Below are 21,787 nucleotides of genomic sequence, written 5' to 3'. Positions count from 1 at the left end.
TTGCTCAAATACCAGTCAGTTGACACAAGTTAGTAAAAAAACTGCTTGCCCAGTTAAGCGATGTTTGTATAATGCAAAGCATAGAGACGAAGGCAGTATAAACAAAGCCCTAGCTCAAAGTGGTTTTTCTTTATTTTCTCTTGTTTTAGAAGATGAAAGAAAAATTATGCCAGTGTGATGGAATTGGTAGACATGACGGATTCAAAATCCGTTGCCTTCGGGCGTGGCGGTTCAAGTCCGCCCACTGGTACCACTTTTTATAACCCTAACCGTTCGGTTGGGGTTTTTTTATGCCTGGATTTTAGGGAAGGCTCTAGGACTCGGCCGCCACGCTGGTGGCGCTAATACAAGTTAAGAGTCCGCCCACCGGACCCACTTTTTATAACCCTAACCGTTCGGTTGGTTTTTTTTTATGCCTGGATTTTAGGGAAGGCTCTAGGACTGGGCACCACGCAGGTAGCGCTAATACAAGTTAAGAGTCCGCCCACCGGACCTACTCTTTATAACCCTAACCTTTTAGTTAGGTTTTTTATGCCTGAGTTTTAGGGGGAATATCGCTTGCTAGTTCTAGCATCACGCTGTTTCAATCTGGTTGTTTGTGCTACATTGGCAGCAGAAATTAAAGGGTAGAGGCATGAAATGCTTGAGATGAACGACGTTGTTTATAGCGTCACTGGCTATCAATTTAACGAGATGGCGAAGGTATTTAAGCACCTTGCTATTGACGAATTAGATTGGCCTTATGCACAAGCCCAAGTAGAGTTTGAGTCGCTCATTACGGCAAAGCTAGCAAATCATCGTAGACAAATATCGCCTGTATTCGAGGTTGTGTCTGGCATTCCTTTTTCTGGAAAAAGTTCGTTTATTAAAAGCAAAAGGCGTGAGTTTGAAGGCTACTTGTTTATTTCTTTTGATGCGTTGATGAAAGAATTATCTTTTTATCAAGTGCTAATGAAGGTAGACCGAGCGCTGGCCTTTAAAAAGTGTGAACTGGTTGCGAGGGTCATTGGTTACGAATTATTGCAAAGAGCAGTAGAGTTGGGGTGTCATATTATCTTTGAACATAGTTCAACACCAACGCAACATTTAGCGCTTTATGAGGTTATCGAGAAGGAGTATGGATATAAATTGGTTATTAACTATATTCAATGTTCCTTGGCGTTGGCAAAGCAGCGCGCTGAGCAAAACAACGACTCATTCAGAGATGGTGGCAGATACACACCGACTACATACATTGATGAGCGGTTTCACGCATTGCAGACGATGATGAACCACTACAAACAGCACTTTCTTGTAAAGGAAGTGAAGCAAAGTGAATTCGCTCCACATTAAAGGTAAGAGTTAGCTGCACAACAAATAGAGCCAAGCGAGCGATAAAATGATAGGTAAACCAAACGCATTAATTCTACCTAAATACTTAGCCAAACCACTGGCTCCAAAATTGATTACTTGCTGAGGTGGTTGCATTTTACGTTCAATATCAATACTCACATATGCGGCTGATACGCCACATAAAGTCAGCAGAGCACTTGCAAGGCCGACCGCCGGTAAGACTAGAGCTAGCTTAGCGTCTAAATCAAAGCTACCTGCAAACACTTTAGAATAAGAAGCAAATAAGAAGCCTTGGAAAGCAAGCATCCAACCAAGCCGTCTATGGTTCAATTCTTCTTCATGAACGATTCTATCCTTTAATTCAGCCATATGAGTTCCTTAAATAGCAGTGAAATAATGACATCAGCTGCACTGCACATAAGAGAATTTGCCCAATACAGCTATTTAGCTCATTCTCTGCGTTATTTTCACTTGTAATAGCACGCTATTGATTCGCGAAAATACCTTGATATTAAGCAAAATATCAATCATTGGATATTGAAGGAGTTGCAACGCCTCTATTCTGAGCTATCAAAACTCTTATCCACAGTTAAGGTTAATTAGAAAATGCAGTAGTGTCACTTCGAGCACAGTCATATGTTTGCACTCAAGCATTTTGTGTTATTCGCAGAGCAATATTTATACTTTACTGAGTCCGGGAGTAAAGTGAAATAGATCTTTTTATTTGCTCACACATCAGCGCAAGCATTTTCTATTTAAGTGCGCTAAAATATGCGGTTATTACTTAAGCTGCGTTAGTTAATTTTACTTTCGGTTGAATCGCTAACAGCAGATAACACACGGTTTTTATTTGGTTCTCACGGGGTTTTTGTATGTCAGATAAGTGCTATATCACCGCACAGCAGCTTTTAGAAGATTCGTTTCGCCTAGCCGCACAAGTATATAACGATGGTTTCCGTCCAGACTTTATTATTGGTATTTGGCGAGGAGGCGCACCGATCGGTATCGCGGTGCAAGAATATTATGACTACAAAGGGATTGAAACGGACCACATTGCTGTTCGAACTTCTTCTTACTATGGGATAGGTAAGCAGTCAAAAGAAATTAAAGTGCACGGTTTGCACTATATTATCGAAAACGCCAATGCGGGTGATTCTTTGCTGATCGTCGATGATGTTTTTGACTCGGGTCGTAGTATTTATGCGTTAAAAGAAAAGCTCGCTGAGCTGATGCGCTTAAATTTACCGAAAGACATCCGTGTTGCGTGTCCGTACTACAAGCCAAAAAATAAGAAGGTGCCAATGACGCCGGATTACTTTATTCATGAATCAGATGAATGGTTAGTATTCCCGCATGAGTTGTCGGGTTTGACACCCGATGAAATCATTGAAGGCAAATCTGACCTCGCTAATATTCAGGATTTATTGCTTAAGTAAGTACGCAAACTCAAAAAGCTGACTGGTAGAGTCAGCTTTTTAAACCTGTGCAAAGCTATCCACAAAATCAGCCAAAGCATCCAAATCAACAGGTTTTAAGCCTTCACTGCTTCTCACAATCAGTCCCTTATCAACAAGTTCGGTTACTACGCGTCTATATGCTCGCTCTGTTGTTGCAAAGCGTTCCGCTTCTGCATTGACTGTCGGGTAGGCCCGTAGCAAGGTTGGGTTACTGTTTTCAGCTCGAAGCAAGCAATCTTTGGCAATGTTGTAGCTTAAAGGCAGTAGCAGCTTATCTAAGTTTATTTTTTGGTTTTCCGTAAACTTAGCTGCGATAGTTTGTGCGGTGTACAAACTAAGCTCTGGCTGGTCGAGTAATAATTGTCGCCAGTGTTTTAATTCGATCAGGTTATATTGTACTTCGCTCAAGCAAGTAACCGTGTAAATACAAGGCTGATTGTTAAGAGCTTCTATTTCACCAATGAGCGTATTGTTACAATCAAGCTGTCCCAATAATAGCCGACGTCCATTTCCCACATCATAACTAAATGAAACAGTGCCACTGCGAACCAAAATTAACTTAGTTAACGGTTCGTCTTGGTGAATTAAAACTTCCTTTTTGCTGTGGGTAAACGCGTTACCAGCGAAGCTTAATAACTGCTCAACAAGGTTAGTTGAAAAATGATATTGAAACATCTAGATGGCTCTTCGGACATTTGTCCTATTTATTGATATTGAATAAAGATAGCATGAAGACAATGATTTTACGCTAACTCACACCTGCTATTGAGGTTTTCCTCGTTTAGCCCCCATCCCGTGTTAGAGCTTACTAGGGTACTAATTTAAAGGGGTTTGTGAGTTAGTTTTTTTCTTCTAGGCTATATCTTATACCTGTCGTTTTTCACGACCCACTATGCTAACTCAACTCACAGGAGAGAACAAATGACTTGGGAATATTTAGGTTATATTGCCTCAGTTTTTTTAGTTATCTCTTTAATGATGAGTAATGTGGTTAAATTACGTTGGTTTAATTTAACCGGTTGTATTTGCTTTACCGTGTACGGTGTAATGATACAAGCATGGCCAGTGGCACTTACCAATGGCCTGTTAGCTGTCGTAAATATTTATCACTTGTATAAGTTACACCGTGCCAAGTAACTCGCTCTCCAAGCGTAGCAGATTATGGCTGTTGGTAAACTAGGTTGCCTGCTAGCCAAGTTTGCAAGACCTCAATATCGTCTATTTCCGAGCTTGGCACTGCAAAATAGTCTCTATCAATTAAGATAAAGTCGGCCCACTTACCTTGTTCTAAACTACCCACTTTGTGTTCTTGGAATGCGGCATAAGCAGCATCAAGCGTAAAAGCTTTTAGCGCTTGTGCTTTGCTTAATTGCTCTTGGGCACGCCAGCCGTTTTCAGGTTGTTGCGTTCGAGACATTCGGGTTACGGCTGCGTACAGTCCGTGAAACGGATTTGCCAATTCCACAGGGAAATCTGAGCCTGCGGCAATTTTACTGCCTTGCCTTAAAAAGGTTTGCCAAGCGTAGGCTCCACGCAATTGTTTTTCGTCTAAACGTTTTTCTGCCATATGCATATCTGAGGTTGCATGCACCGGTTGCATGGAAGGGATGATGGCCAACTGTTTGAAGCGAGGGATATCGTCTGGGTGTACAATTTGTGCGTGCTCGATTCTGTTGCGCAGTAGTTTTCCGCCTACTTGCTTAAACATGTTCTCATAGCTATCAAGTACAATTCGGTTGGCTCTGTCACCAATGGCATGGGTGTGCGCGCTATAGCCGCTTTTGAAAGCTTGTTTAAGAAGGCTTTCTAACTGGTTTTGAGTCTCAAGCATTAGGCCTTTATAGTTGGGCCTATCGTGGTAGTCATCTAGTAGCGCGGCGCCACGACTTCCCAAAGCGCCATCAGCATAAATTTTAATACTACGAATAAGTAGCATATCGTCTTTTTCTTTAACGACACCCCGTTTGAGCATCTCAGGAAGTTGCTCATCGGTTGCACTGAGCATGGCATATATTCTAACAGGTAGAGCTTGTTGCTTGGCGCGTGCTTGATACAGTTGCCATGTATCGAATTCTATTCCAGCATCATGTGCTGAAGTTATGCCTAAGCTGAGCAAGTGTTCCCCAGCTTTATTTAATGCGCGTTGTCTAGCGCTATTGGATTGAGGTGGGATGTGATTTTTAATCAACAGTTCGGCTTTGTCGATAAACACGCCACTGGGGGCTTTATTCGCAAGCTTAATAATTTCTCCACCTGCAGGTGATTGCGTCTCATTGCTGATACCTGCCAATGCCATAGCTTTGCTATTGACCCAAATGGCGTGGCCATCAACGCGTGTAAGTACAACTGGGCGATCGTTGACATATTTATCTAAGTCTTTAGCCGTCGGAAATTGCTTATTTGGCCACAAAGTTTGATCCCAGCCCCGTCCAATCAGCCAGCCATCTGGCGTTTGTTTAGCATACGTTTGTAATTTTTCGCCGATGGCTTGAATTGATTGGCTACCGCGCACATCCAATCGCAACAAATTATTACCTAAGCCAATGACATGACCATGAGCATCGATAAGACCAGGTAACATGGTTTTTCCTTGCCCGTCAATTTTGGTCGCTTTGGGAAATTGCGCCAAAATTGAGTCGTCACCGGTTTTTACAATTTTACCATTTTTAAATACTAAGGTTGAAAATGAGTCTATGCTGCCTTGTTGTGTCGGGGTATACCCTTTGACGTTATATATGGCGGTAGTTTGTGCTTGTGTGAAAGCACTGAAAAGTAGCATTGCATAAGCTAACGCCTTCATGATGATGTCCCTGTTTGTTATTATGCTAAAGATTTCACAATAACTTAGTTTTAGAACTATCTCAAACTAATGATTATTAAGCTCTTTTGTTTTTAAATAAGGAACTTTTATGCAGTTATTTATGGTGTATTTAGGTGGTCGAGTCACGGGCTGTCACATAGAAATGCACGACGTTCGTTTTGTCATTGGGGAAAAAATAGAAGACTGCTATCAAAAATTAAAGGCGCAATGGGTGGGTGACAAAGCAAATGTGCATATGGACTCATATGTCGCGATTAAACACGCGGATGGATTTGATGTGAAACTTGTCCAAGAAAGACCAGCAACACCACACAAACTTTATTTTGTGAATATGGGGGCATATGTGCCTGAGCGTTTGGCTGAGCAACATGATTTTGCTTTGTTTGTCGCTAAAGATGAATTTGAAGCCAAAGAAAAAGCGAAACAAGCGCTGCTTGGCGGAATGAGCCATTTACACAAAGATAATTTGCACGATGTGGATGATTGTTTTGCGATTGATTTGTTAGATGAACAGTACTTTATTGAACTGACGCCAAGCGGTAACACGCAAGAGATCAAGCCAGACTGGTTTGGTTATCATATTCTTTAATGTTTAAATACTCACTTACTCTTGTTTATCCGCTTTAATCGCTAACTTGATGGCGATGAGTACAATTGCAAACATGAGAAAGGGCAAGGCTGCCAAGGCATATTCTACAACGTGACTGTCTTGGTAGTTAGGCTGCAAAATAAAGTGACCACCAATACACAACAAGATAGTGACAAGAAGCAAAGGGAGCATGATCAACTCTTTACGCTTGGAGTGTGCTTTCATTGTTGTTCCTCTTTCTATTGGTAATCTCTGGTAGGTAAGTTTGCCTTGTTACCAGATTTAGAATATTGATACTGATCACATCGAAGCCAATCGTATTGTCGCTTCTTTCATTGCGGCGCGATTCTAGCACCGACCAAGGTAATGAACAAAATTAACTTGTGCAATTTGCTCGCTTTGTTATAACGGTTTTTTTATCTGTGAGAATGAGTGATGGTACAACAGACAATAGTCATAAAACTGGGCACGAGTGTATTAACCGCAGGTGAGACACATTTAAATAAACCTAGAATGGTGGAGTTGGTGCGCCAATGTGCAGCACTTATTAAACTAGGCCATCAAATTGTTTTAGTATCTAGTGGTGCCGTTGCGGCGGGTCGCTCACAATTAGCACAGCCCTGCGGCGACTCAATCTCTGAAAAACAAATGCTCGCTGCGATAGGGCAAGGACAGTTGATCCATCTTTGGCAGACTTTATTTGCATTGTATGATATTCCCGTCGCACAAATGTTACTCACCCGAGCTGACGTAGAGCATCGAGAGCGCTACCTCACAGCCAGAGATACCCTGACACAACTAATCAAGCATCAAGTTGTGCCGATCATCAATGAAAATGACGCAGTTGCCACTGCTGAAATAAAAGTGGGTGACAATGATAACTTATCGGCAATGGTGGCAATTTTAGCAAACGCCGACAAATTGGTTTTGCTCACGGATCAAGTGGGCTTGTTTACCGCCGATCCTCGTACTAACCCGCAAGCTGAACTTATTTCACAAGTGCATAAGATTGATGATGATTTACGTGCCTTGGCTGGGGATAGCGGTACTTCTTTAGGCACGGGGGGAATGGCAACTAAACTGCAAGCTGCTGATATCGCACAACGAGCGGGCATTGAAACGGTGATAGCCAAGGGCAGTGAAGCCGATATTATTCTGAACGTCATGAATAAAGAAGCACAAAGTACCACGTTTATGCGTTTTGATGCGCCTTTAGAAGGGCGTAAAAAGTGGTTATTGTCAGCGCCGAAATCGACGGGCACGATTACGGTCGATGATGGTGCATGTAAGGCATTGGTAGCACAAGGGGCCAGCTTATTAGCAAAAGGGATCACTTATGTGGCCGGCAGCTTCTCCCGTGGAGATTTGGTGAGTGTGATTAACCTGCAAGGGCAATTGGTTGCAAAAGGACTATGTTGCTTTTCAGATCAAGAGCTTGAAGCGATTAAAGGACATCATAGTTCGCAAATTGCAGACGCACTGGGTTATCAAGCCTCTAGCGTTGTGATACATCGTGATGACATGGTTTTGTTTTAAGCCCCATTTTTTCTTAAGTTTTCATGCGAAATGAGTAAGTTAGTCTAAACTTTAGACAAGTTCGTTGACACAAAAAGGATGAGAATGAAAAAGCGCTCATCATGTGGCTATGAGTGGACGCTCCAGCTCATTTCGCAAAATAATGATAACCTTTTAGACCGTTGCTTACATACAATATTAAGTGATGTGCTCCGTGAGGAAGGCATTTTTAGTCTGTACTTCAGTAAAAGCCTATCTATAAAACAGCGCCCTTGTTTAATGTTAAGTAATTACAATCAGTTTTATGATGATGACAATTTAGCTGAAATACCCGAGCATGAGGTTGTTGCTTTAGTTGAGCGTTTAGCCAAGCTTAATCATGACGTAGAAATGCTCTTTTTGTCTAATCGGCAAGTCATCCCTATTCGATACCAAGGCCTTGTTTTAGGTTTTTTAGAGCTGCATATTGAGCAACTCATTCCCACTAATATTATGAGCGTCTTAATGCATGTGTTGAATGTCTATGTTCACCAACTAGCCACACTGCACTATGCGCGCGTTGACCCAATGACCCAGTTATTGAATCGTCAAACATTCGATGAGAAAGTGATGGATATAGTGTCCGGCAATGAGTCTTGGTTTAAGCGCAAGGAAGATAAAGTTAGAACATGGTATATCGGTATGGCGGATATCGATTTATTCAAGAAAGTAAATGATACCTATGGCCATGTTATTGGGGATGAAGTTATTCTACTTGTTGCTCAGTTGCTTAAAAGTAGCTTTCGTGCGGAGGATTATGTTTTCAGATATGGTGGAGAAGAGTTTGCGATTTTGTTTCCCTGTGACAATGAAGATGCCGCATGGAATATGCTTGACCGTGTTCGAGAAACGATCGCTTCAACTCGGTTTCCACAGGTGAACAATGTGACTATTAGTGTTGGTTTTGCGCAGTTGAATGATGCGGCTGAAGTCACACAGTTTGTGAATAAAGCAGACAAAGCGCTTTACCACTCCAAAGAGCTTGGACGAAACAGGGTGACAGCGTATTCGAGCATCCAAGATGATCCTAATAATCCTTACTCAGATGATATTGAATTATTCTAGCTTGTGATAATATCGCCCCCAAAGAGTTAACTATTGGGAGCAGGCATGAAGTTCGTACGTTGGTTTTTAGGGCGTATTATTTTGTTATTAGATTTTATTTTTACGCCTCGTAGTAAAAAACGTCCGTCTGATGAGCAAGTTAAGTTAGATAAACAAACTGAACAGCTTAAGTTATATCAATTCAAAGCGTGTCCTTTTTGCGTAAAAGTACGCAGAGCGATTAAGCGTGAAGGCCTAAACATTGAAGTGCGTGATGCGAAAGACAATGCACAATATCGTCAAGAACTTGCACAGCAAGGCGGTAAAGTAAAAGTGCCTTGTTTACGTATCGAACAGGGCAATAAAGTCACTTGGCTATACGAATCAAGTGATATTGTTAGCTACCTACAAAAGCTTGATAAAGCCGCCTAATTAAAGGTTATGAAACGCACTCGAGCGTTCCAGTTACAAGGTGGTTGTGCTAGCATAACCGCCCATCATCTATTGTCAGAAATTTAAAGAGAAACACCATGACTATCCGTACTCGTGTTGCCCCATCACCAACGGGTGATCCGCATTTAGGTACCGCATATATTGCTTTATTTAATTACTGTTTTGCTAAGCAGCAAGGTGGTGAGTTCGTGTTACGTATCGAAGATACAGATCAAGTGCGTAGTACACCAGAATCAGAACAAGCGATTATGGATAGCCTACGTTGGTTAGGCCTTAACTGGGATCATGGCCCTGATGTAGGTGGTGAATTCGGTCCTTACCGTCAATCTGAGCGCAGTGAGCTTTATAAAAAATATGCGCATCAATTAGTTGAACAAGGTAAAGCGTTTTACTGTTTTGCAACAGCGCAAGAGCTGGATGAAATGCGTGAACAGCAAATGGCTGAAGGCTTGCGTCCAAAATACGATGGTCGTGGTTTATTACTGAGTGAAGACGAAGTAAAAGCAAACCTTGAAGCCGGTAAGCCTTATGTTATTCGCATGAAGATCCCTGAAGAAGGCACATTCAAGTTTAATGATTACTTACGTGGCGAAATTGAGATCCCATGGGAAAACGTAGACATGCAGGTTCTGCTTAAAGCGGATGGTTTCCCAACGTACTTCCTTGCGAATGTTGTGGATGATCACCACATGCAGATCAGCCATATCTTCCGTGGTGAGGAGTGGATCAACTCTGCGCCTAAATTGTTAAAGTTGTACGAAGATTTTGGCTGGGAAGCGCCAGTGTTGGGTCACTTACCATTGTTACGTAACCCAGATAAGTCAAAGCTATCTAAGCGTAAAAACCCAACTTCAATTAACTACTATAAAGAAATGGGCTTTTTACCTGAGGCTGTATTGAACTACTTAGGCCGTATGGGTTGGTCAATGCCAGATGAGCGTGAAAAGTTTACCTTATCAGAGATGATTGAACACTTTGACATGAAGCGCGTGTCTTTAGGTGGCCCAGTATTTGATGTCGACAAACTAAGCTGGTTGAACGGTTTGTGGATCCGCGAAAATTTAACAGACGAAGAATTGATCCAACGTTTTGTTGATTGGAAGTTTAACGCACAAACGCTTGCTCGTATCTTGCCTGAAGCGAAAGCGCGTATAAATACCTTATCGGATCTAGTCGATCTAGCGGGTCACTTTGTAGGTGGTTTGCCTGAATATGACCCTGCACTTTTAACTGCAGGTAAAGCGGATGAAGACACGGTCCGTCAAGCATTACAGTTCTTTATTTGGCAATTAGAAGGGCTGCGCACTTGGAATAAATCAGAGATTTTTGCCATTGCAAAAGCTGTAGCAACATTCCATGAGTTAAAAATCAAAGATTTCCTTGAGCCTATCTTTGTTGCTATTACCGGCAAACAATCTTCAACATCAGTAATCGATGCAATGGAGATTTTAGGTTCAGATCTGTCTCGTGCTCGTTTACGTGTTGCATTAGCTCACATTGGGGTATCGAAAAAACAAGCGAAAAAACTAGAGAAAGCTTACCGCGAGTACCCTGAAGCTTAATTCATCGTTATGATTTAGAAAAAGAAAAGCCGTATACTTTCGTATGCGGCTTTTTATTTTGCATAAAAATCAACAGATACGACCTCTCTTTAGTTATATTCTGCTAACATAGCTCGGTTTTATAGTCGTGAAAGAAAAGGTTTATGTTAAGTCAATTTTTCCAACAAGATGGTGAGTGTGTCGTGATCTCTCGCGAGCAGGGCAGTGAATTTGCAAAGCGCGTGGCTGATGATTTTAACCCTTTGCATGACATTGATGCTAAAAAGTTCTGTGTACCCGGGGACTTACTCTTTTCGCTAGTACTTGCGCGTTATGGTGTGAGTGAAGATATGCACTTTACTTTTTCAGGTATGGTAGATGAAACTTCAAAACTTGAGTTCCCTGAAAGTGCCCAAGAATTTGACGTGACCTCCGAAGGCAAAGTGATGTTGTCAGTAAAGCAACATGGCGCAAACAATCAATGCCCAAGTTTGGTGAATAGCTTAACTAAAAACTATGTAGAATTCTCAGGCATGACCTTCCCGCATGTGATCATTCCATTGATGGGAGAGCAAGAGGTGATGATCAACCCTGCTCGTCCAATGGTGATTTATGAGTCGATGAGCATTCATCTTGATACGCTTGATATCAAAACGTTAGAGCTAGAAGCAGATACGCCAGAGTTCAGCTATGAAGGCAAACGTGGCAAAATCATTCTACGTTTTAACTTACACAGCGAAGGGCAGAAGGTTGGTCGCGGTGAAAAACATATGTTGGTATCGGGTATCCGCGAATATTGCCAGCAAATGGTGGATGACTTAATCGCGTATTATAACAACCGTAAAGCAACGCTGTAACACATCAGGTATAGCGCGCATCCCATGCGCGCTTTTGTTATACTGGCAGCATTATTGTTTATTAGTCAGTTTAATCATGTCTTTTGCCGCTCTTTCGCTTATTGAACCGCTCAATAAAGCCCTCGAAACCCTTAACTTTGATACACCTACTCCAATCCAACAGCAAAGTATTCCGTTGGTGCTGGCAGGCCATGATGTTGTTGCTACGGCGCAAACTGGCACGGGTAAAACAGCGGCGTTTATGTTACCTATTTTACAAGAGCTCAGCGCTTTTGAAGCGCAACAGGGCGTAGCGAGAGCTCTAGTTATAACGCCGACCCGAGAGTTGGCGCAGCAGGTTGCAAAGAGTGCACAAAGCTATGCGCAATGTACCCCGTTGCAAGTAATCTGTTTATACGGAGGCGCGAATATTGGTCCTCAAGAAAAAGCGTTGAAAACGGGTGTGGACATCGTGGTGGCAACGCCTGGACGCTTACTGGACCATTTAATTAAAGGTACCTTATCGCTAGATAATGTCTCACACCTTGTTTTTGATGAAGCAGATCGCATCTTGGATATGGGTTTTATCGGCGAAATCAAACGGATCATGCGACGTTTACCTGCCAAGCGGCAAACATTGCTGTTTTCAGCGACCATCGATGAGCAAGTACAGAGTTTGGTTAAGCAATGGCTTAAAGAGCCAAAACGTATTTCAGTCGACAAACAAAACAGTGCAGCACAAAAAATCGAACAAACTTTTTATGCAGTGGATGAAGACAGAAAACGTGAGTTAATGTCGCACTTGATTGGTAAAAACAATTGGCAGCAGGTTTTGATCTTTACTCGTACTAAGAATATGGCTGATAGCCTAGCCAAAGAGCTTAATAAAGACGGTTTAGCAACGCTTGCTATTCATGGAGATAAATCTCAAGGGGCAAGAGACAAGGCGCTGAGTCAATTCAAAGAGGGCAAAACCCGTGTACTTGTTGCGACCGATGTGGCTGCGCGTGGGATTGATATTGTTGATTTAGATTATGTGATTAACGCAGAGCTACCTTATGTTGCAGAAGACTATGTGCATCGTATTGGTCGCACTGGGCGTGCGGGCAAAACAGGGCATGCTATTTCACTGGTGAGTATTGATGAGCAGTGGTTGCTCGAAGAAATTGAGGTACTGCTAGATGAGCGCTTAACACCTCAATGGCTACCAGGCTATGAACCTGACTTAACGAAAGAGCCTAAAGATAACCGAAAGAATACCAACAAAGCACGTAAACAACGGGATAAAAAGCGTATTATGAATAAGCGCTCGTCACGTCGACGCTAGGTAACGCATCCAAAAGCAAAAAAGCACCAGCTGGTGCTTTTTTATGTTTCATCTAGCTCTTAGCTCTAAGCGATTTGTTTTTCTGCGAGGGTCAGTTCCATCGTTGCTTTAAGTAATCGATAAAGGTTGATGGATGCATCAATTTCTTCTTTACGATTGGTCAAGCTTTCGATATTTAAGCCAAGCGGTACATCCAACTGAGCACAATTTTTCAGGATTAAGTCAAGGTTTTCACGACACACTCGAATCGACTCGCTAAGCGAGTTTTGTGCATCGAGTATGCGCCATTTGGTTGCCTCTGGTACTGAGATCCCAAGCCACTCCATAAACTCGAGTGTTTTCTCACCACCGCAAGGTGTAAAGGTTAAAATAATACGTTTTGGCGCAATACCCTGCTGACGGCATGAACGTGCGTAGCTAGTAATAAGGTCAACGGTGGCTTGTGCATTGTAAACAGCTTGAGAGATAAAAAATTCGCAGCCTTGCGCGGTTTTATCAAGCAATCTTTCATGCTCGTTACGTTTATTGGCATGGCGCTCCGCGATGGTCACGCCACCTAGAAAAAACTCGTTCTGACGCGCCGATAGTGTTTGATAGGCGTCAGCTAAGCTCAGTTTTATATCTCCCGCTGAAGATGGACTTCCTACGAGCACTAGGTTTTTAAGGCCATATTCAAGTTTGGTTTGGTCAAGCCAGGTATTGAATTCAGCCGCTTCTCTTTGCGCAACGCTTTTATAGGTGATCACATCTAAATCTGACAGTTGTTTAATCAACTGACTATACTCGCATGGATCCACTGTATGCTTGAAAGGAAAAGGCCTAGGTACTTGAGTGCGGCTGCTTTCATCTTGAATGTCATAGATAACCACACCGTCATACTCAATTTCGTGTAAACGACCGAGTAGTTTATTCGCTATAGTCTCGAGCTTGGCTTTATCTGTACCAACCTTTGGTGGTGTGGTACCAATTAAATAGACCCCTTGCTTAGGGTCTAATATTTTCTCTTGTAGTGATAATGCCATGGTCCTCATTCCCAGCTCGGTATCAGTTCATAGGTATAATAATAGCAGCCATTTAGACGTCTAGATAGATCTTTTTATTGAAAGTTACTCAATAGCTATGAAATTTATTCAAGTTGAGAAAAGTAAAATGACATGTAGCGCTATATTTTTTTACATTATTTTTTACCCGCCTCATGGTTGTGAGGACGCAATTTATTGCATAATGGTAGTGATAAAAAGCGGCTCTTATTGGGTATCGCGATACATAACTAATATTATATTCAGGGAACACTATGAAATTTAAATTACTCGCAACGAGTCTTGCAGTAACCCTTGCACTAACTGGATGTGTCAGTAATAGCGCACAACATGCTGCATCGGCACAGTCCGTACAATCATCTCAAACAAATAACAAAGTATTTTCTCAAGATTATCTGCTTGAAGAGTTAGATAACGGCTTGCGCGTTATGGTGGTTAAAACTGACTATCCAGATGTGGTGTCGGTACAGATCCCAGTATCCGTTGGCTCAAGAAATGAAGTTGAAAAAGGTAAAACTGGCTTTGCTCACTTTTTTGAACATATGATGTTTAAGGGTTCTGAAAAATACCCGCAAGATGTTTATGCAGACATTTTGAAAAACTCAGGTGTAGATAACCGAGCATATACAACCAATGACTACACAAACTACTATTTGAGTTTCTCTAAACAACATCTAGATAAAGTATTAGAAATTGAAGCGGATATTTTTCAAAACCTCACTTATACCGAAGCGCAATTCCGTACTGAAGCATTGACCGTAAAAGGTGAGTACCTTAAAAATAATGCCAATCCAATTCGTCAATTACTGTCAACAGTAAGAGAAGCCGCGTTCGAAAAGCATACCTACAAGCACACCACGATGGGCTTTTTCGAAGACATAGAAGCGATGCCTGATCAAATGAGTTATGGTAAAACCTTCTTTGAGCGCTTCTATCATCCAGAGTACGTGTCATTGGTGATCGTTGGTGATGTTGAACCAAAAGAAACCATGAAAATGGTGAAGAAACATTGGGGCAATTGGAAAAAGGGCAACTATGTTGCAGATATCCCTCGAGAGCCTAAACAACAAGCGCCTAAATATGTGCACAAGCAATCAGAAGGTCTACCTGGTCATTGGTTGCTTGTTTCATATAAAGGGGCAGCGTGGCAGCCTACGCGTAAAGACCGCGCGGCACTGGATTTGATCTCAGACCTCTATTTTTCACCGAACTCAGCTCTATATCAAAAGCTCGTTGTCGACCAACAAATCGCAAGCCAAATGTTTACTTATAATCCTGAGACAAAAGACCCAGGTTTGTTACATGTGTTTGTAAAAGTCGAAAATGAGCAAGATTTAGCGGTTGTACGTGATGCGATCAATGAAACTTATGCTAAAGCGCGCACGGAGTTGGTCGATGCCGATAAGCTAGCAGCATTGAAATCAAATCGTAAGTACTCGTTTATCAATGATCTAGATTCTTCACAAGCAATTGCCTCTACGTTGGCCCAATACATGCACTTTGAACGTGATCCTGAGGTGATCAATCAATTGTATGCAACTGCTGATGCCGTGACTGCTGAAGATATCCGTGATATTGCTAATAAGTATTTTGTTGATGAAAGTCGCACTACTGTGACCATGTCGGCACTTGAGTCTATATCAGGTTTTGACAAAGAGGTGTCATTGACGAAACTGGTTGAAAAGGCAAATAAACCAGTAGCGCGTCACTTTAAGGTGTTGGATAAAACCAATAACTCGCCGCTGATTGATGTTAATTTACTCTTCTATACAGGGGCTGCAGCTGATCCTGTAGGTAAAAAAGGACTTGCAGCGATGACGGCTGCGATGATCGCAAATGGCGGTTCACAAAACAAAACTTACAAAGAAATTCAAAAAGAACTCTATCCGATCTCAGGGACTTTTAATTATCAAATTGACAAAGAGATGCTGTCTTTACGTGGCCGTGTGCATAAAGATAATGCGCAGCAATGGTATAGTTTGATCAGTGAACAACTGTTGGAGCCTGGATTTAGAGAAGATGACTTCAAGCGTTTGAAAAAAGAAATGCTGGATGCGATTAAATCGAGCTTAAAGTCTTCAAATGATGAAGAGTTAGGTAAAGAAATGCTTTATCACAAGCTGTATCAAGGGCACCCATATGAAAGCTACAACCTAGGTGACTTGTCAGATCTTGAATCATTAACGTTGGATGACGTTAAAGCGTTTTATAAGCAGCAGTTCACACAAGCGAAACTTAATGTGGGTATCACTGGGGCCATGCCAAAAGCGGTTAAAGCTCAGCTATTTGCAGATTTAAGCGCTTTACCAAAAGGTGAAGAATCTCGTCTGACTATTCCTGATGCGCCAGTACTTAAAGGCCATCATGCGACTATCGTAGAGAAAAGCGCAAAATCTACCGCCGTTTCTTTCGGCTTCCCAATTGATACGATTCGCAGTAGCAAAGACTGGACTGCCCTGTGGCTTGTTCGTTCTTACTTTGGTGAGCACAGAAATTCTAATAGTTATCTTTACCAACGCATCCGTGAAAAGCGTGGTATGAACTATGGTGATTATGCGTATATTGAATACTTCCCACGCGGTATGTTCCAAACCCAGCCAGATGCTAATTTGGGTCGTTCTGAGCAAATTTTCCAAGTGTGGTTACGCCCATTACGTTCAAATAACGATGCGCATTTCGCTACACGTGTTGCGTTATATGAACTCGATAAGTTAATTTCACAAGGGATGAGTGAGCAAGATTTTACAGCTACTCGCAACTTCTTAACTAACTATGTTGCTCAGTTAGTTGCAAGCCAAGACCGACAGCTTGGTTATGCAATGGACAGTCAGTTCTACAACATTGATAATTTTGCAGACTACGTACGTACACAGTTGGCAAGTTTAAGTGTTGAGGACGTAAATCGTGTGATCCGTGAAAACCTACAAACAGATAATATTCAATATGTATTTGTAACGGGCGATGGTAAAGACATGAAACAACGTCTAGCCGATGAGAAAGCATCGCCATTGAAGTACAACTCTGAAAAACCAGAGCAGCTACTCAATGAAGATAAACAAATCGCAACTTATAAACTCAATATTCCGAAGAAAAACATTGAAGTACTTGATGTAAAATCGGTATTTGAATAGTTAAAATTTACCTTGTAAATAAAGCCGCGCACTGCGCGGCTTTTTCTTAGTAGCCCCAATTATGTCTCTTAATTGCGCTGTAAATAGCGCTTTGTTATAACTAATTACAATATTGTTTTTTTTTCAGGTAACACTGAAGAAGTTTTCTGGTTAGAATCCAAGGTGTTTATATGAATCAAGGATCAACTATGCGTCATGAGATATGGCAACAACTTCGTACAGAAGCCAAAGAGTTAGTGAGCCGCGAGCCTTTGTTAGCCAGCCACGTTTATTCAAGTGTGCTTAATCATGAGTGCTTAGGTTCTGCGTTGAGTTTTATCGTTGCAAATAAGCTTGCAGACGCTGTTGTATCAGCATTTACGATTCGTGAATTGTTCGATCAAGCTTTTGTTGATTGTGATCATATGCTGACCCATGTTGCACATGACATTAAAGCGGTAAAAGACCGAGATCCTGCAGCAGATAGTTATCTGACCGTTATTCTTAACTTGAAAGGTTTCCATGCCATTCAAGCACACCGCTTAGCGCATTGTTTATGGCGTCAAAATCGCAAAGAGCTTGCACGTTTCATCCAAAGCCGGACTTCGGAAGTATTTGGCGTGGATATTCACCCTGCATGTAAAGTGGGTCACGGCATCATGTTTGACCATGCCACTGGCATTGTAATTGGTGAAACAGCAGTGATTGAAGACAACGTTTCGATTTTACAATCAGTGACGTTAGGTGGTACGGGCAATGAGCAAGGTGACCGCCACCCGAAAATTCGTGCTGGTGTACTGATTGGTGCTGGTGCGAAAGTGCTAGGTAACATTGAAGTAGGAGAAGGGGCGAGAATTGGTGCAGGTTCAGTGGTACTAAGTGCTGTAGCACCTCATACAACGGTTGTTGGTATTCCGGCTAAAGCAGTTGGCAAGCCTTGCAGTCCTTGTCCAGCAGAGAGCATGAATCAAAACTTTTTGGAAGACAGTGCTGACCCTGAAAATGAGTCGCACACCAGCGCTATGATCTAGAGGTGTTATGCGAGGGTTAGCACTATTGATAGTTGTTTTGTTGGCCTTTGCATCTGGTATCGTTGTGGAGCGTTTTTGGCTGAGTGCTTCATTTAATGAAACTCGGTTTATTGTCCAATCTCAATCAAGCAATAAGTCCTCATTACCACCACACAGCACCTATGTGGAAGATGATAGCCGTGCTCCGTCGGCTTCGAATAAAAGTGTGGAGGGTGACGACAAACTTTTAGCCGTAAAGCAAAACCTCGCCCGCCTAGAGCAAGAAAACTACGAACTTAAACAGCAACTTGAAGCACAATATAAACCTCTTGAACCTGATTTAAACTTGCCTGACACCGATTTAAATTCGTTATTAACGCATCAATATGAGCAAGAAGAAATCAGGGCGCCTTGGGCTGATGAAATTGAATTACACATTGCTGATTTTTTATATCAAAACAATTTCAGTCATCTTGTTGAGCTCAGTCATTATGGGTGTAAACAGACCGTTTGTAAGATTGAAATGGTGCCGCTTGAAAGCGCCGACAACTTTGATGCCACTACTTGGGAAATTGTACGCAGTAAGCTCTTTAAGCAAGAGTGGTATAAAAATTTTTCGGTCGCCACGTCCAGTAGTAATGGAGAATACATGGTGATGTTACTCAGCACACGGCAAACCAAAGACTAGTTTGGCTTTACTTCAATGACCTGCGAGTATATTTCACCATCATGCAACTGCGTGACAAGTGTATCTTTTGACGTAACTTGGTTGATTGATTTTATCACTTGGTCTTTTTGTTTGGTGATACTGTAGCCTCTCGAAAGTACGTTGAGTGGGCTGATACTGTCTAGCCGCGCGGAACATAAAGCGAGCGCATTTTGTCTTTTTTGCTGTTGTTTCTGCATTGCTTGTAGTAACGCATTCTGTAATTGTTTAATTTGTTGTTCGCTATCTGCTAGCCTTTTTTTCGGATGCTGGTGGCCTAGACGTTGTTGCATCAACGTCAGGGCATTGCTGCGCTTTGCATTTAATTGTAGATAAGCACGTGAGAGCCTATTGATAAGTTCATCAATGCGTTGTTGCTGCTGTAACAGTTGATTTTCTGGATGCTGTAGTTTGAGTCTTTGCTCTAAAGACGCGCAGTAGTTTTTTGCATGTTTTATGGCTTGCAATGCTTGGTTCGCTAAAGCGCGTTTATATTGTGCTAGTTGTTGCGCGAGCGCTTGCTGATCTGGGCTCACTAACTCAGCTGCGGCGGAGGGGGTCGCCGCGCGAATGTCCGCGACGTAGTCGCTCATGGTGGTGTCAATCTCATGACCAACGGCGCTTATCACAGGTAGAGTACTTGCAAAAATAGCGCGGGCGAGCTGTTCTTCATTGAAACACCATAAGTCCTCTAAAGAACCACCACCACGGCTAAGAATAATGACATCGACTTCATTTCTTAGGTTAGCAAGTTGCAGTTTTTCAATAAGTTGTAGGTGCGCTTCTTTACCTTGTACTTGAGCGGGATAGATGATGACTTCAAGTTGCGGTGCACGACGTTTTAAAACGGTTAAGATATCCTTGATGGCGGCACCCGTTGCTGAGGTGATCACACCCACTTTATTAATGTTTGCTGGTAATGGCTTTTTATGGGCACTACTAAACAAGCCTTCAGCGGCCAAACGCATTTTGAGTTCATCAAACTGCTGTTTCAATAAGCCTTCACCAGCCGGTTGCATTTGTTCAACAATCAGTTGGTAATCACCTCTTGGCTCATAGACTGAGACTCTCGCTTGTACTTCTACTTGTGCACCATTTGTTGGACGGTACTGACAATAGCGGTTGTTACCACGCCACATTGCGGCTTTAACTTGGGCCTTGTCATCTTTTAAAGAGAAATACCAGTGACCTGAAGCGGGAGCAACAAAGTTAGAAATCTCTCCACTTAAGCGAATTGATGCAAAACCCTGTTCCAAAATAGTGCGAATTTCTCTGTTTAGTCGTGAAACTGTGTAAGTTGCGTTCGCTGAAGATGCAAAGCTGGTCAATGACATAAGTCGCTCCATAAAAAATTCACGGTTACTTTATCATATTTTTTGATAAATTTTATTTACTCGGATAAGGAACGCTGATAAAATTTCGCCGCAATTCCTTATACTCAGTTCCAATTGAGAGAAACCGCAACCATGCTAAGAATTGCAAAAGAAGCCCTAACCTTTGATGATGTGCTACTCGTTCCGGCACATTCTACTGTTTTACCTCATACAGCAAATCTATCAACGCGATTGACGCGTGGTATTAAGTTAAACCTACCTTTGGTATCTGCATCTATGGATACAGTGACTGAAGCTCGTCTTGCTATTGCGCTTGCGCAGGAAGGCGGTATCGGGTTTATCCACAAAAACATGACGATTGAAGAGCAAGCACGTAACGTACGCAAAGTAAAAGCATACGAAGCGGGCATTGTTACTTTTCCAGTTACCGTTTCTGCTGACTTAACAATTGCACAAGCAAATGCGTTAGCTGAAGAAAAAGGTTTTTCAGGTTTCCCAGTAACTGGTGCTGATAACCAACTTGAAGGGATTGTAACCAGCCGTGATATGCGTTTTGAAACTAAGCTAGATCAGCCTGTTTCAACGGTAATGACGACTAAAGAAAATTTAGTGACGGTGAAAGAAGGTGCATCTCGTGAGGAGATTTTGGGCCTGATGCACGAACACCGCATTGAAAAAATTCTTGTAGTTGATGATGCATTTAAACTTAAAGGCATGATCACGGTAAAAGACTACCAAAAAGCACAAGAAAAACCGAATGCATGTAAAGACGAGCAAGGTCGTTTACGTGTTGGCGCAGCGGTTGGCGTTGGTGCTGGTACTGATGAGCGTATTGCGGCTTTGGTTGAGTCAGGTGTAGATGTATTGTTGATTGATACGTCACACGGCCACTCTCAAGGGGTTATTGAGCGTGTTAAAGAAACTCGTGAAGCATACCCAGATTTGCAAATCGTAGCGGGTAATGTTGCCACTGCTGAAGGTGCAATAGCGTTAGCTGATGCAGGTGTTGATGCGGTTAAAGTAGGTATTGGCCCAGGTTCTATCTGTACTACGCGTATTGTAACTGGTTGTGGTGTACCACAGATCACGGCAATTTCTGACGCAGTTGAAGGCTTAAAAGGCCGTGATATTCCTGTTATTGCTGACGGTGGTATCCGTTTCTCTGGTGATATCGTAAAAGCGTTGGTAGCAGGTGCATCATGCGTAATGGTTGGCTCAATGTTGGCAGGTACTGAAGAAGCACCAGGCGAAGTGGAGCTTTACCAAGGCCGTTATTACAAGTCTTACCGTGGTATGGGTTCTTTGGGTGCAATGAACCAAAAAGAAGGTTCATCAGACCGTTACTTCCAAAAATCAAATCAAGCAGACAAGCTGGTACCAGAAGGTATTGAAGGTCGTGTTGCTTACAAAGGGCCAATTGCGACCATTATTCACCAGCAAGTAGGTGGTATTCGTAGTGCAATGGGCTTAACAGGTTGTGCCACAATCCAAGAACTAAATACTAAACCGCAGTTTGTTCGTGTCACATCTGCGGGTATGGGTGAGTCTCACGTTCACGACGTGCAGATCACCAAAGAAGCCCCTAATTACCGCTTGGGCTAACATCAAAACGGGGCTAGCGTTTGCTGGCCCT

General features: G+C 42.3%; 20 protein-coding genes and 1 tRNA gene. 15 read left to right on the top strand and 6 right to left on the bottom strand.

The genetic code is table 11. The features are described from left to right. The first annotated feature begins 168 nt into the window (after positions 1-168). Positions 169-253 (top strand) — tRNA-Leu (locus ACW689_RS03905). 386 nt (positions 254-639) lie between these two features. Beyond that, positions 640-1,332 carry a zeta toxin family protein gene (locus ACW689_RS03900; RefSeq protein WP_476288584.1) on the top strand — a complete coding sequence of 231 codons (693 nt, stop codon included), beginning with the start codon at positions 640-642 and terminating at the stop codon, positions 1,330-1,332. Positions 1,333-1,341: 9 nt separating this feature from the next. Here the strand turns inward: ACW689_RS03900 and ACW689_RS03895 are convergent, their stop codons facing one another. After that, entirely contained in the window at positions 1,342-1,701 is a 360-nt protein-coding gene (locus ACW689_RS03895) for a hypothetical protein (protein WP_476288583.1), read from the bottom strand. Positions 1,702-2,204: 503 nt separating this feature from the next. Between ACW689_RS03895 and ACW689_RS03890 the strand changes: the two genes are divergently transcribed. Next, on the top strand, positions 2,205-2,768 hold the full coding sequence (locus ACW689_RS03890) for a phosphoribosyltransferase (RefSeq protein ID WP_476288582.1): 564 nt from the start codon (positions 2,205-2,207) through the stop codon (positions 2,766-2,768). 39 nt (positions 2,769-2,807) lie between these two features. Here the strand turns inward: ACW689_RS03890 and ACW689_RS03885 are convergent, their stop codons facing one another. Further along, entirely contained in the window at positions 2,808-3,464 is a 657-nt protein-coding gene (locus ACW689_RS03885; protein ID WP_476288581.1) for a Crp/Fnr family transcriptional regulator, read from the bottom strand. 195 nt (positions 3,465-3,659) lie between these two features. On the opposite strand from ACW689_RS03885, the gene ACW689_RS03880 reads away from it, so the two are divergent. Beyond that, positions 3,660-3,926 carry a YgjV family protein gene (locus ACW689_RS03880; protein ID WP_476288609.1) on the top strand — a complete coding sequence of 89 codons (267 nt, stop codon included), beginning with the start codon at positions 3,660-3,662 and terminating at the stop codon, positions 3,924-3,926. Positions 3,927-3,948: 22 nt separating this feature from the next. On the opposite strand, the gene ACW689_RS03875 is transcribed toward ACW689_RS03880, so the two are convergent. Further along, entirely contained in the window at positions 3,949-5,589 is a 1,641-nt protein-coding gene (locus ACW689_RS03875) for an amidohydrolase (protein WP_476288580.1), read from the bottom strand. A 109-nt stretch (positions 5,590-5,698) separates the two neighbouring features. Here ACW689_RS03875 and ACW689_RS03870 point away from each other — a divergent pair, with 109 nt between their 5' ends. After that, complete coding sequence (locus ACW689_RS03870; protein ID WP_476288579.1) at positions 5,699-6,199, top strand: DUF1543 domain-containing protein; 501 nt, start codon at positions 5,699-5,701, stop codon at positions 6,197-6,199. Positions 6,200-6,214: 15 nt separating this feature from the next. Here ACW689_RS03870 and ACW689_RS03865 read toward each other — a convergent pair whose 3' ends face one another. Further along, positions 6,215-6,424, bottom strand: a complete 210-nt coding sequence (locus tag ACW689_RS03865; RefSeq protein ID WP_476288578.1) for a hypothetical protein — start codon at positions 6,422-6,424, stop codon at positions 6,215-6,217. 207 nt (positions 6,425-6,631) lie between these two features. Between ACW689_RS03865 and proB the strand changes: the two genes are divergently transcribed. The 6 genes from proB (at position 6,632) to ACW689_RS03835 (ending at position 12,954) form a co-directional block, all read left to right on the top strand. Then, positions 6,632-7,735, top strand: coding sequence for a glutamate 5-kinase (gene proB, locus ACW689_RS03860; protein WP_476288577.1), 1,104 nt, complete (start codon positions 6,632-6,634; stop codon positions 7,733-7,735). Positions 7,736-7,819: 84 nt separating this feature from the next. Further along, a complete protein-coding gene (locus ACW689_RS03855; RefSeq protein ID WP_476288576.1) occupies positions 7,820-8,818 on the top strand; it encodes a GGDEF domain-containing protein in 999 nt (332 codons plus the stop codon). A gap of 45 nt (positions 8,819-8,863) precedes the next feature. Beyond that, entirely contained in the window at positions 8,864-9,229 is a 366-nt protein-coding gene (locus ACW689_RS03850; RefSeq protein ID WP_476288575.1) for a glutathione S-transferase N-terminal domain-containing protein, read from the top strand. Between the two features lie 98 nt (positions 9,230-9,327). Then, positions 9,328-10,812, top strand: a complete 1,485-nt coding sequence (gene gltX / locus ACW689_RS03845; RefSeq protein WP_476288574.1) for a glutamate--tRNA ligase — start codon at positions 9,328-9,330, stop codon at positions 10,810-10,812. A 143-nt stretch (positions 10,813-10,955) separates the two neighbouring features. Beyond that, positions 10,956-11,648 carry a DUF3581 family protein gene (locus ACW689_RS03840; RefSeq protein ID WP_476288573.1) on the top strand — a complete coding sequence of 231 codons (693 nt, stop codon included), beginning with the start codon at positions 10,956-10,958 and terminating at the stop codon, positions 11,646-11,648. Between the two features lie 76 nt (positions 11,649-11,724). Continuing rightward, positions 11,725-12,954 carry a DEAD/DEAH box helicase gene (locus ACW689_RS03835; RefSeq protein WP_476288572.1) on the top strand — a complete coding sequence of 410 codons (1,230 nt, stop codon included), beginning with the start codon at positions 11,725-11,727 and terminating at the stop codon, positions 12,952-12,954. Positions 12,955-13,019: 65 nt separating this feature from the next. On the opposite strand, the gene ACW689_RS03830 is transcribed toward ACW689_RS03835, so the two are convergent. After that, on the bottom strand, positions 13,020-13,976 hold the full coding sequence (locus ACW689_RS03830) for a methylenetetrahydrofolate reductase (protein WP_476288571.1): 957 nt from the start codon (positions 13,974-13,976) through the stop codon (positions 13,020-13,022). 272 nt (positions 13,977-14,248) lie between these two features. Here ACW689_RS03830 and ACW689_RS03825 point away from each other — a divergent pair, with 272 nt between their 5' ends. The 3 genes from ACW689_RS03825 to ACW689_RS03815 all read left to right on the top strand — a co-directional run bounded on the left by ACW689_RS03825 (position 14,249) and on the right by ACW689_RS03815 (position 18,802). Then, a complete protein-coding gene (locus ACW689_RS03825) occupies positions 14,249-17,125 on the top strand; it encodes a M16 family metallopeptidase (RefSeq protein ID WP_476288570.1) in 2,877 nt (958 codons plus the stop codon). 188 nt (positions 17,126-17,313) lie between these two features. Further along, positions 17,314-18,135 (top strand): serine O-acetyltransferase, encoded by an 822-nt coding sequence (cysE, locus tag ACW689_RS03820; RefSeq protein ID WP_476288608.1) that lies wholly within the window; start codon positions 17,314-17,316, stop codon positions 18,133-18,135. 7 nt (positions 18,136-18,142) lie between these two features. After that, positions 18,143-18,802, top strand: a complete 660-nt coding sequence (locus ACW689_RS03815) for a hypothetical protein (protein ID WP_476288569.1) — start codon at positions 18,143-18,145, stop codon at positions 18,800-18,802. On the opposite strand, the gene xseA is transcribed toward ACW689_RS03815, so the two are convergent. Next, positions 18,799-20,154: an exodeoxyribonuclease VII large subunit gene (xseA, locus tag ACW689_RS03810; RefSeq protein WP_476288568.1), complete on the bottom strand. Its 1,356-nt coding sequence runs from the start codon at positions 20,152-20,154 to the stop codon at positions 18,799-18,801. The genes ACW689_RS03815 and xseA overlap by 4 nt on opposite strands. 132 nt (positions 20,155-20,286) lie before the next feature. Here xseA and guaB point away from each other — a divergent pair, with 132 nt between their 5' ends. Continuing rightward, the gene (gene guaB / locus ACW689_RS03805; protein ID WP_476288567.1) at positions 20,287-21,756 is read left to right on the top strand and encodes an IMP dehydrogenase; all 1,470 of its coding nucleotides are present in this window, start codon (positions 20,287-20,289) and stop codon (positions 21,754-21,756) included. Positions 21,757-21,787 lie beyond the last annotated feature (31 nt).

Source organism: Pseudoalteromonas sp. ABE4_541 (assembly GCF_056312285.1).
Note: the sequence above shows the minus strand (reverse complement) of the source record. Positions and strands in the feature narration are given on the sequence as shown.

What these genes read in the sequence shown, in the direction of transcription:
- ACW689_RS03865 (WP_476288578.1), bottom strand. Translation starts at nt 6,424, where the DNA reads ATGAAAGCACACTCCAAGCGTAAAGAGTTGATCATGCTCCCTTTGCTT.
- cysE (WP_476288608.1), top strand. Translation starts at nt 17,314, where the DNA reads ATGCGTCATGAGATATGGCAACAACTTCGTACAGAAGCCAAAGAGTTA.
- ACW689_RS03890 (WP_476288582.1), top strand. Translation starts at nt 2,205, where the DNA reads ATGTCAGATAAGTGCTATATCACCGCACAGCAGCTTTTAGAAGATTCG.
- xseA (WP_476288568.1), bottom strand. Translation starts at nt 20,154, where the DNA reads ATGTCATTGACCAGCTTTGCATCTTCAGCGAACGCAACTTACACAGTT.
- ACW689_RS03855 (WP_476288576.1), top strand. Translation starts at nt 7,820, where the DNA reads ATGAAAAAGCGCTCATCATGTGGCTATGAGTGGACGCTCCAGCTCATT.
- ACW689_RS03895 (WP_476288583.1), bottom strand. Translation starts at nt 1,701, where the DNA reads ATGGCTGAATTAAAGGATAGAATCGTTCATGAAGAAGAATTGAACCAT.
- ACW689_RS03885 (WP_476288581.1), bottom strand. Translation starts at nt 3,464, where the DNA reads ATGTTTCAATATCATTTTTCAACTAACCTTGTTGAGCAGTTATTAAGC.
- ACW689_RS03875 (WP_476288580.1), bottom strand. Translation starts at nt 5,589, where the DNA reads ATGAAGGCGTTAGCTTATGCAATGCTACTTTTCAGTGCTTTCACACAA.
- ACW689_RS03840 (WP_476288573.1), top strand. Translation starts at nt 10,956, where the DNA reads ATGTTAAGTCAATTTTTCCAACAAGATGGTGAGTGTGTCGTGATCTCT.
- ACW689_RS03835 (WP_476288572.1), top strand. Translation starts at nt 11,725, where the DNA reads ATGTCTTTTGCCGCTCTTTCGCTTATTGAACCGCTCAATAAAGCCCTC.
- gltX (WP_476288574.1), top strand. Translation starts at nt 9,328, where the DNA reads ATGACTATCCGTACTCGTGTTGCCCCATCACCAACGGGTGATCCGCAT.
- ACW689_RS03900 (WP_476288584.1), top strand. Translation starts at nt 640, where the DNA reads ATGCTTGAGATGAACGACGTTGTTTATAGCGTCACTGGCTATCAATTT.
- ACW689_RS03830 (WP_476288571.1), bottom strand. Translation starts at nt 13,976, where the DNA reads ATGGCATTATCACTACAAGAGAAAATATTAGACCCTAAGCAAGGGGTC.
- ACW689_RS03850 (WP_476288575.1), top strand. Translation starts at nt 8,864, where the DNA reads ATGAAGTTCGTACGTTGGTTTTTAGGGCGTATTATTTTGTTATTAGAT.
- ACW689_RS03870 (WP_476288579.1), top strand. Translation starts at nt 5,699, where the DNA reads ATGCAGTTATTTATGGTGTATTTAGGTGGTCGAGTCACGGGCTGTCAC.
- guaB (WP_476288567.1), top strand. Translation starts at nt 20,287, where the DNA reads ATGCTAAGAATTGCAAAAGAAGCCCTAACCTTTGATGATGTGCTACTC.
- ACW689_RS03825 (WP_476288570.1), top strand. Translation starts at nt 14,249, where the DNA reads ATGAAATTTAAATTACTCGCAACGAGTCTTGCAGTAACCCTTGCACTA.
- ACW689_RS03815 (WP_476288569.1), top strand. Translation starts at nt 18,143, where the DNA reads ATGCGAGGGTTAGCACTATTGATAGTTGTTTTGTTGGCCTTTGCATCT.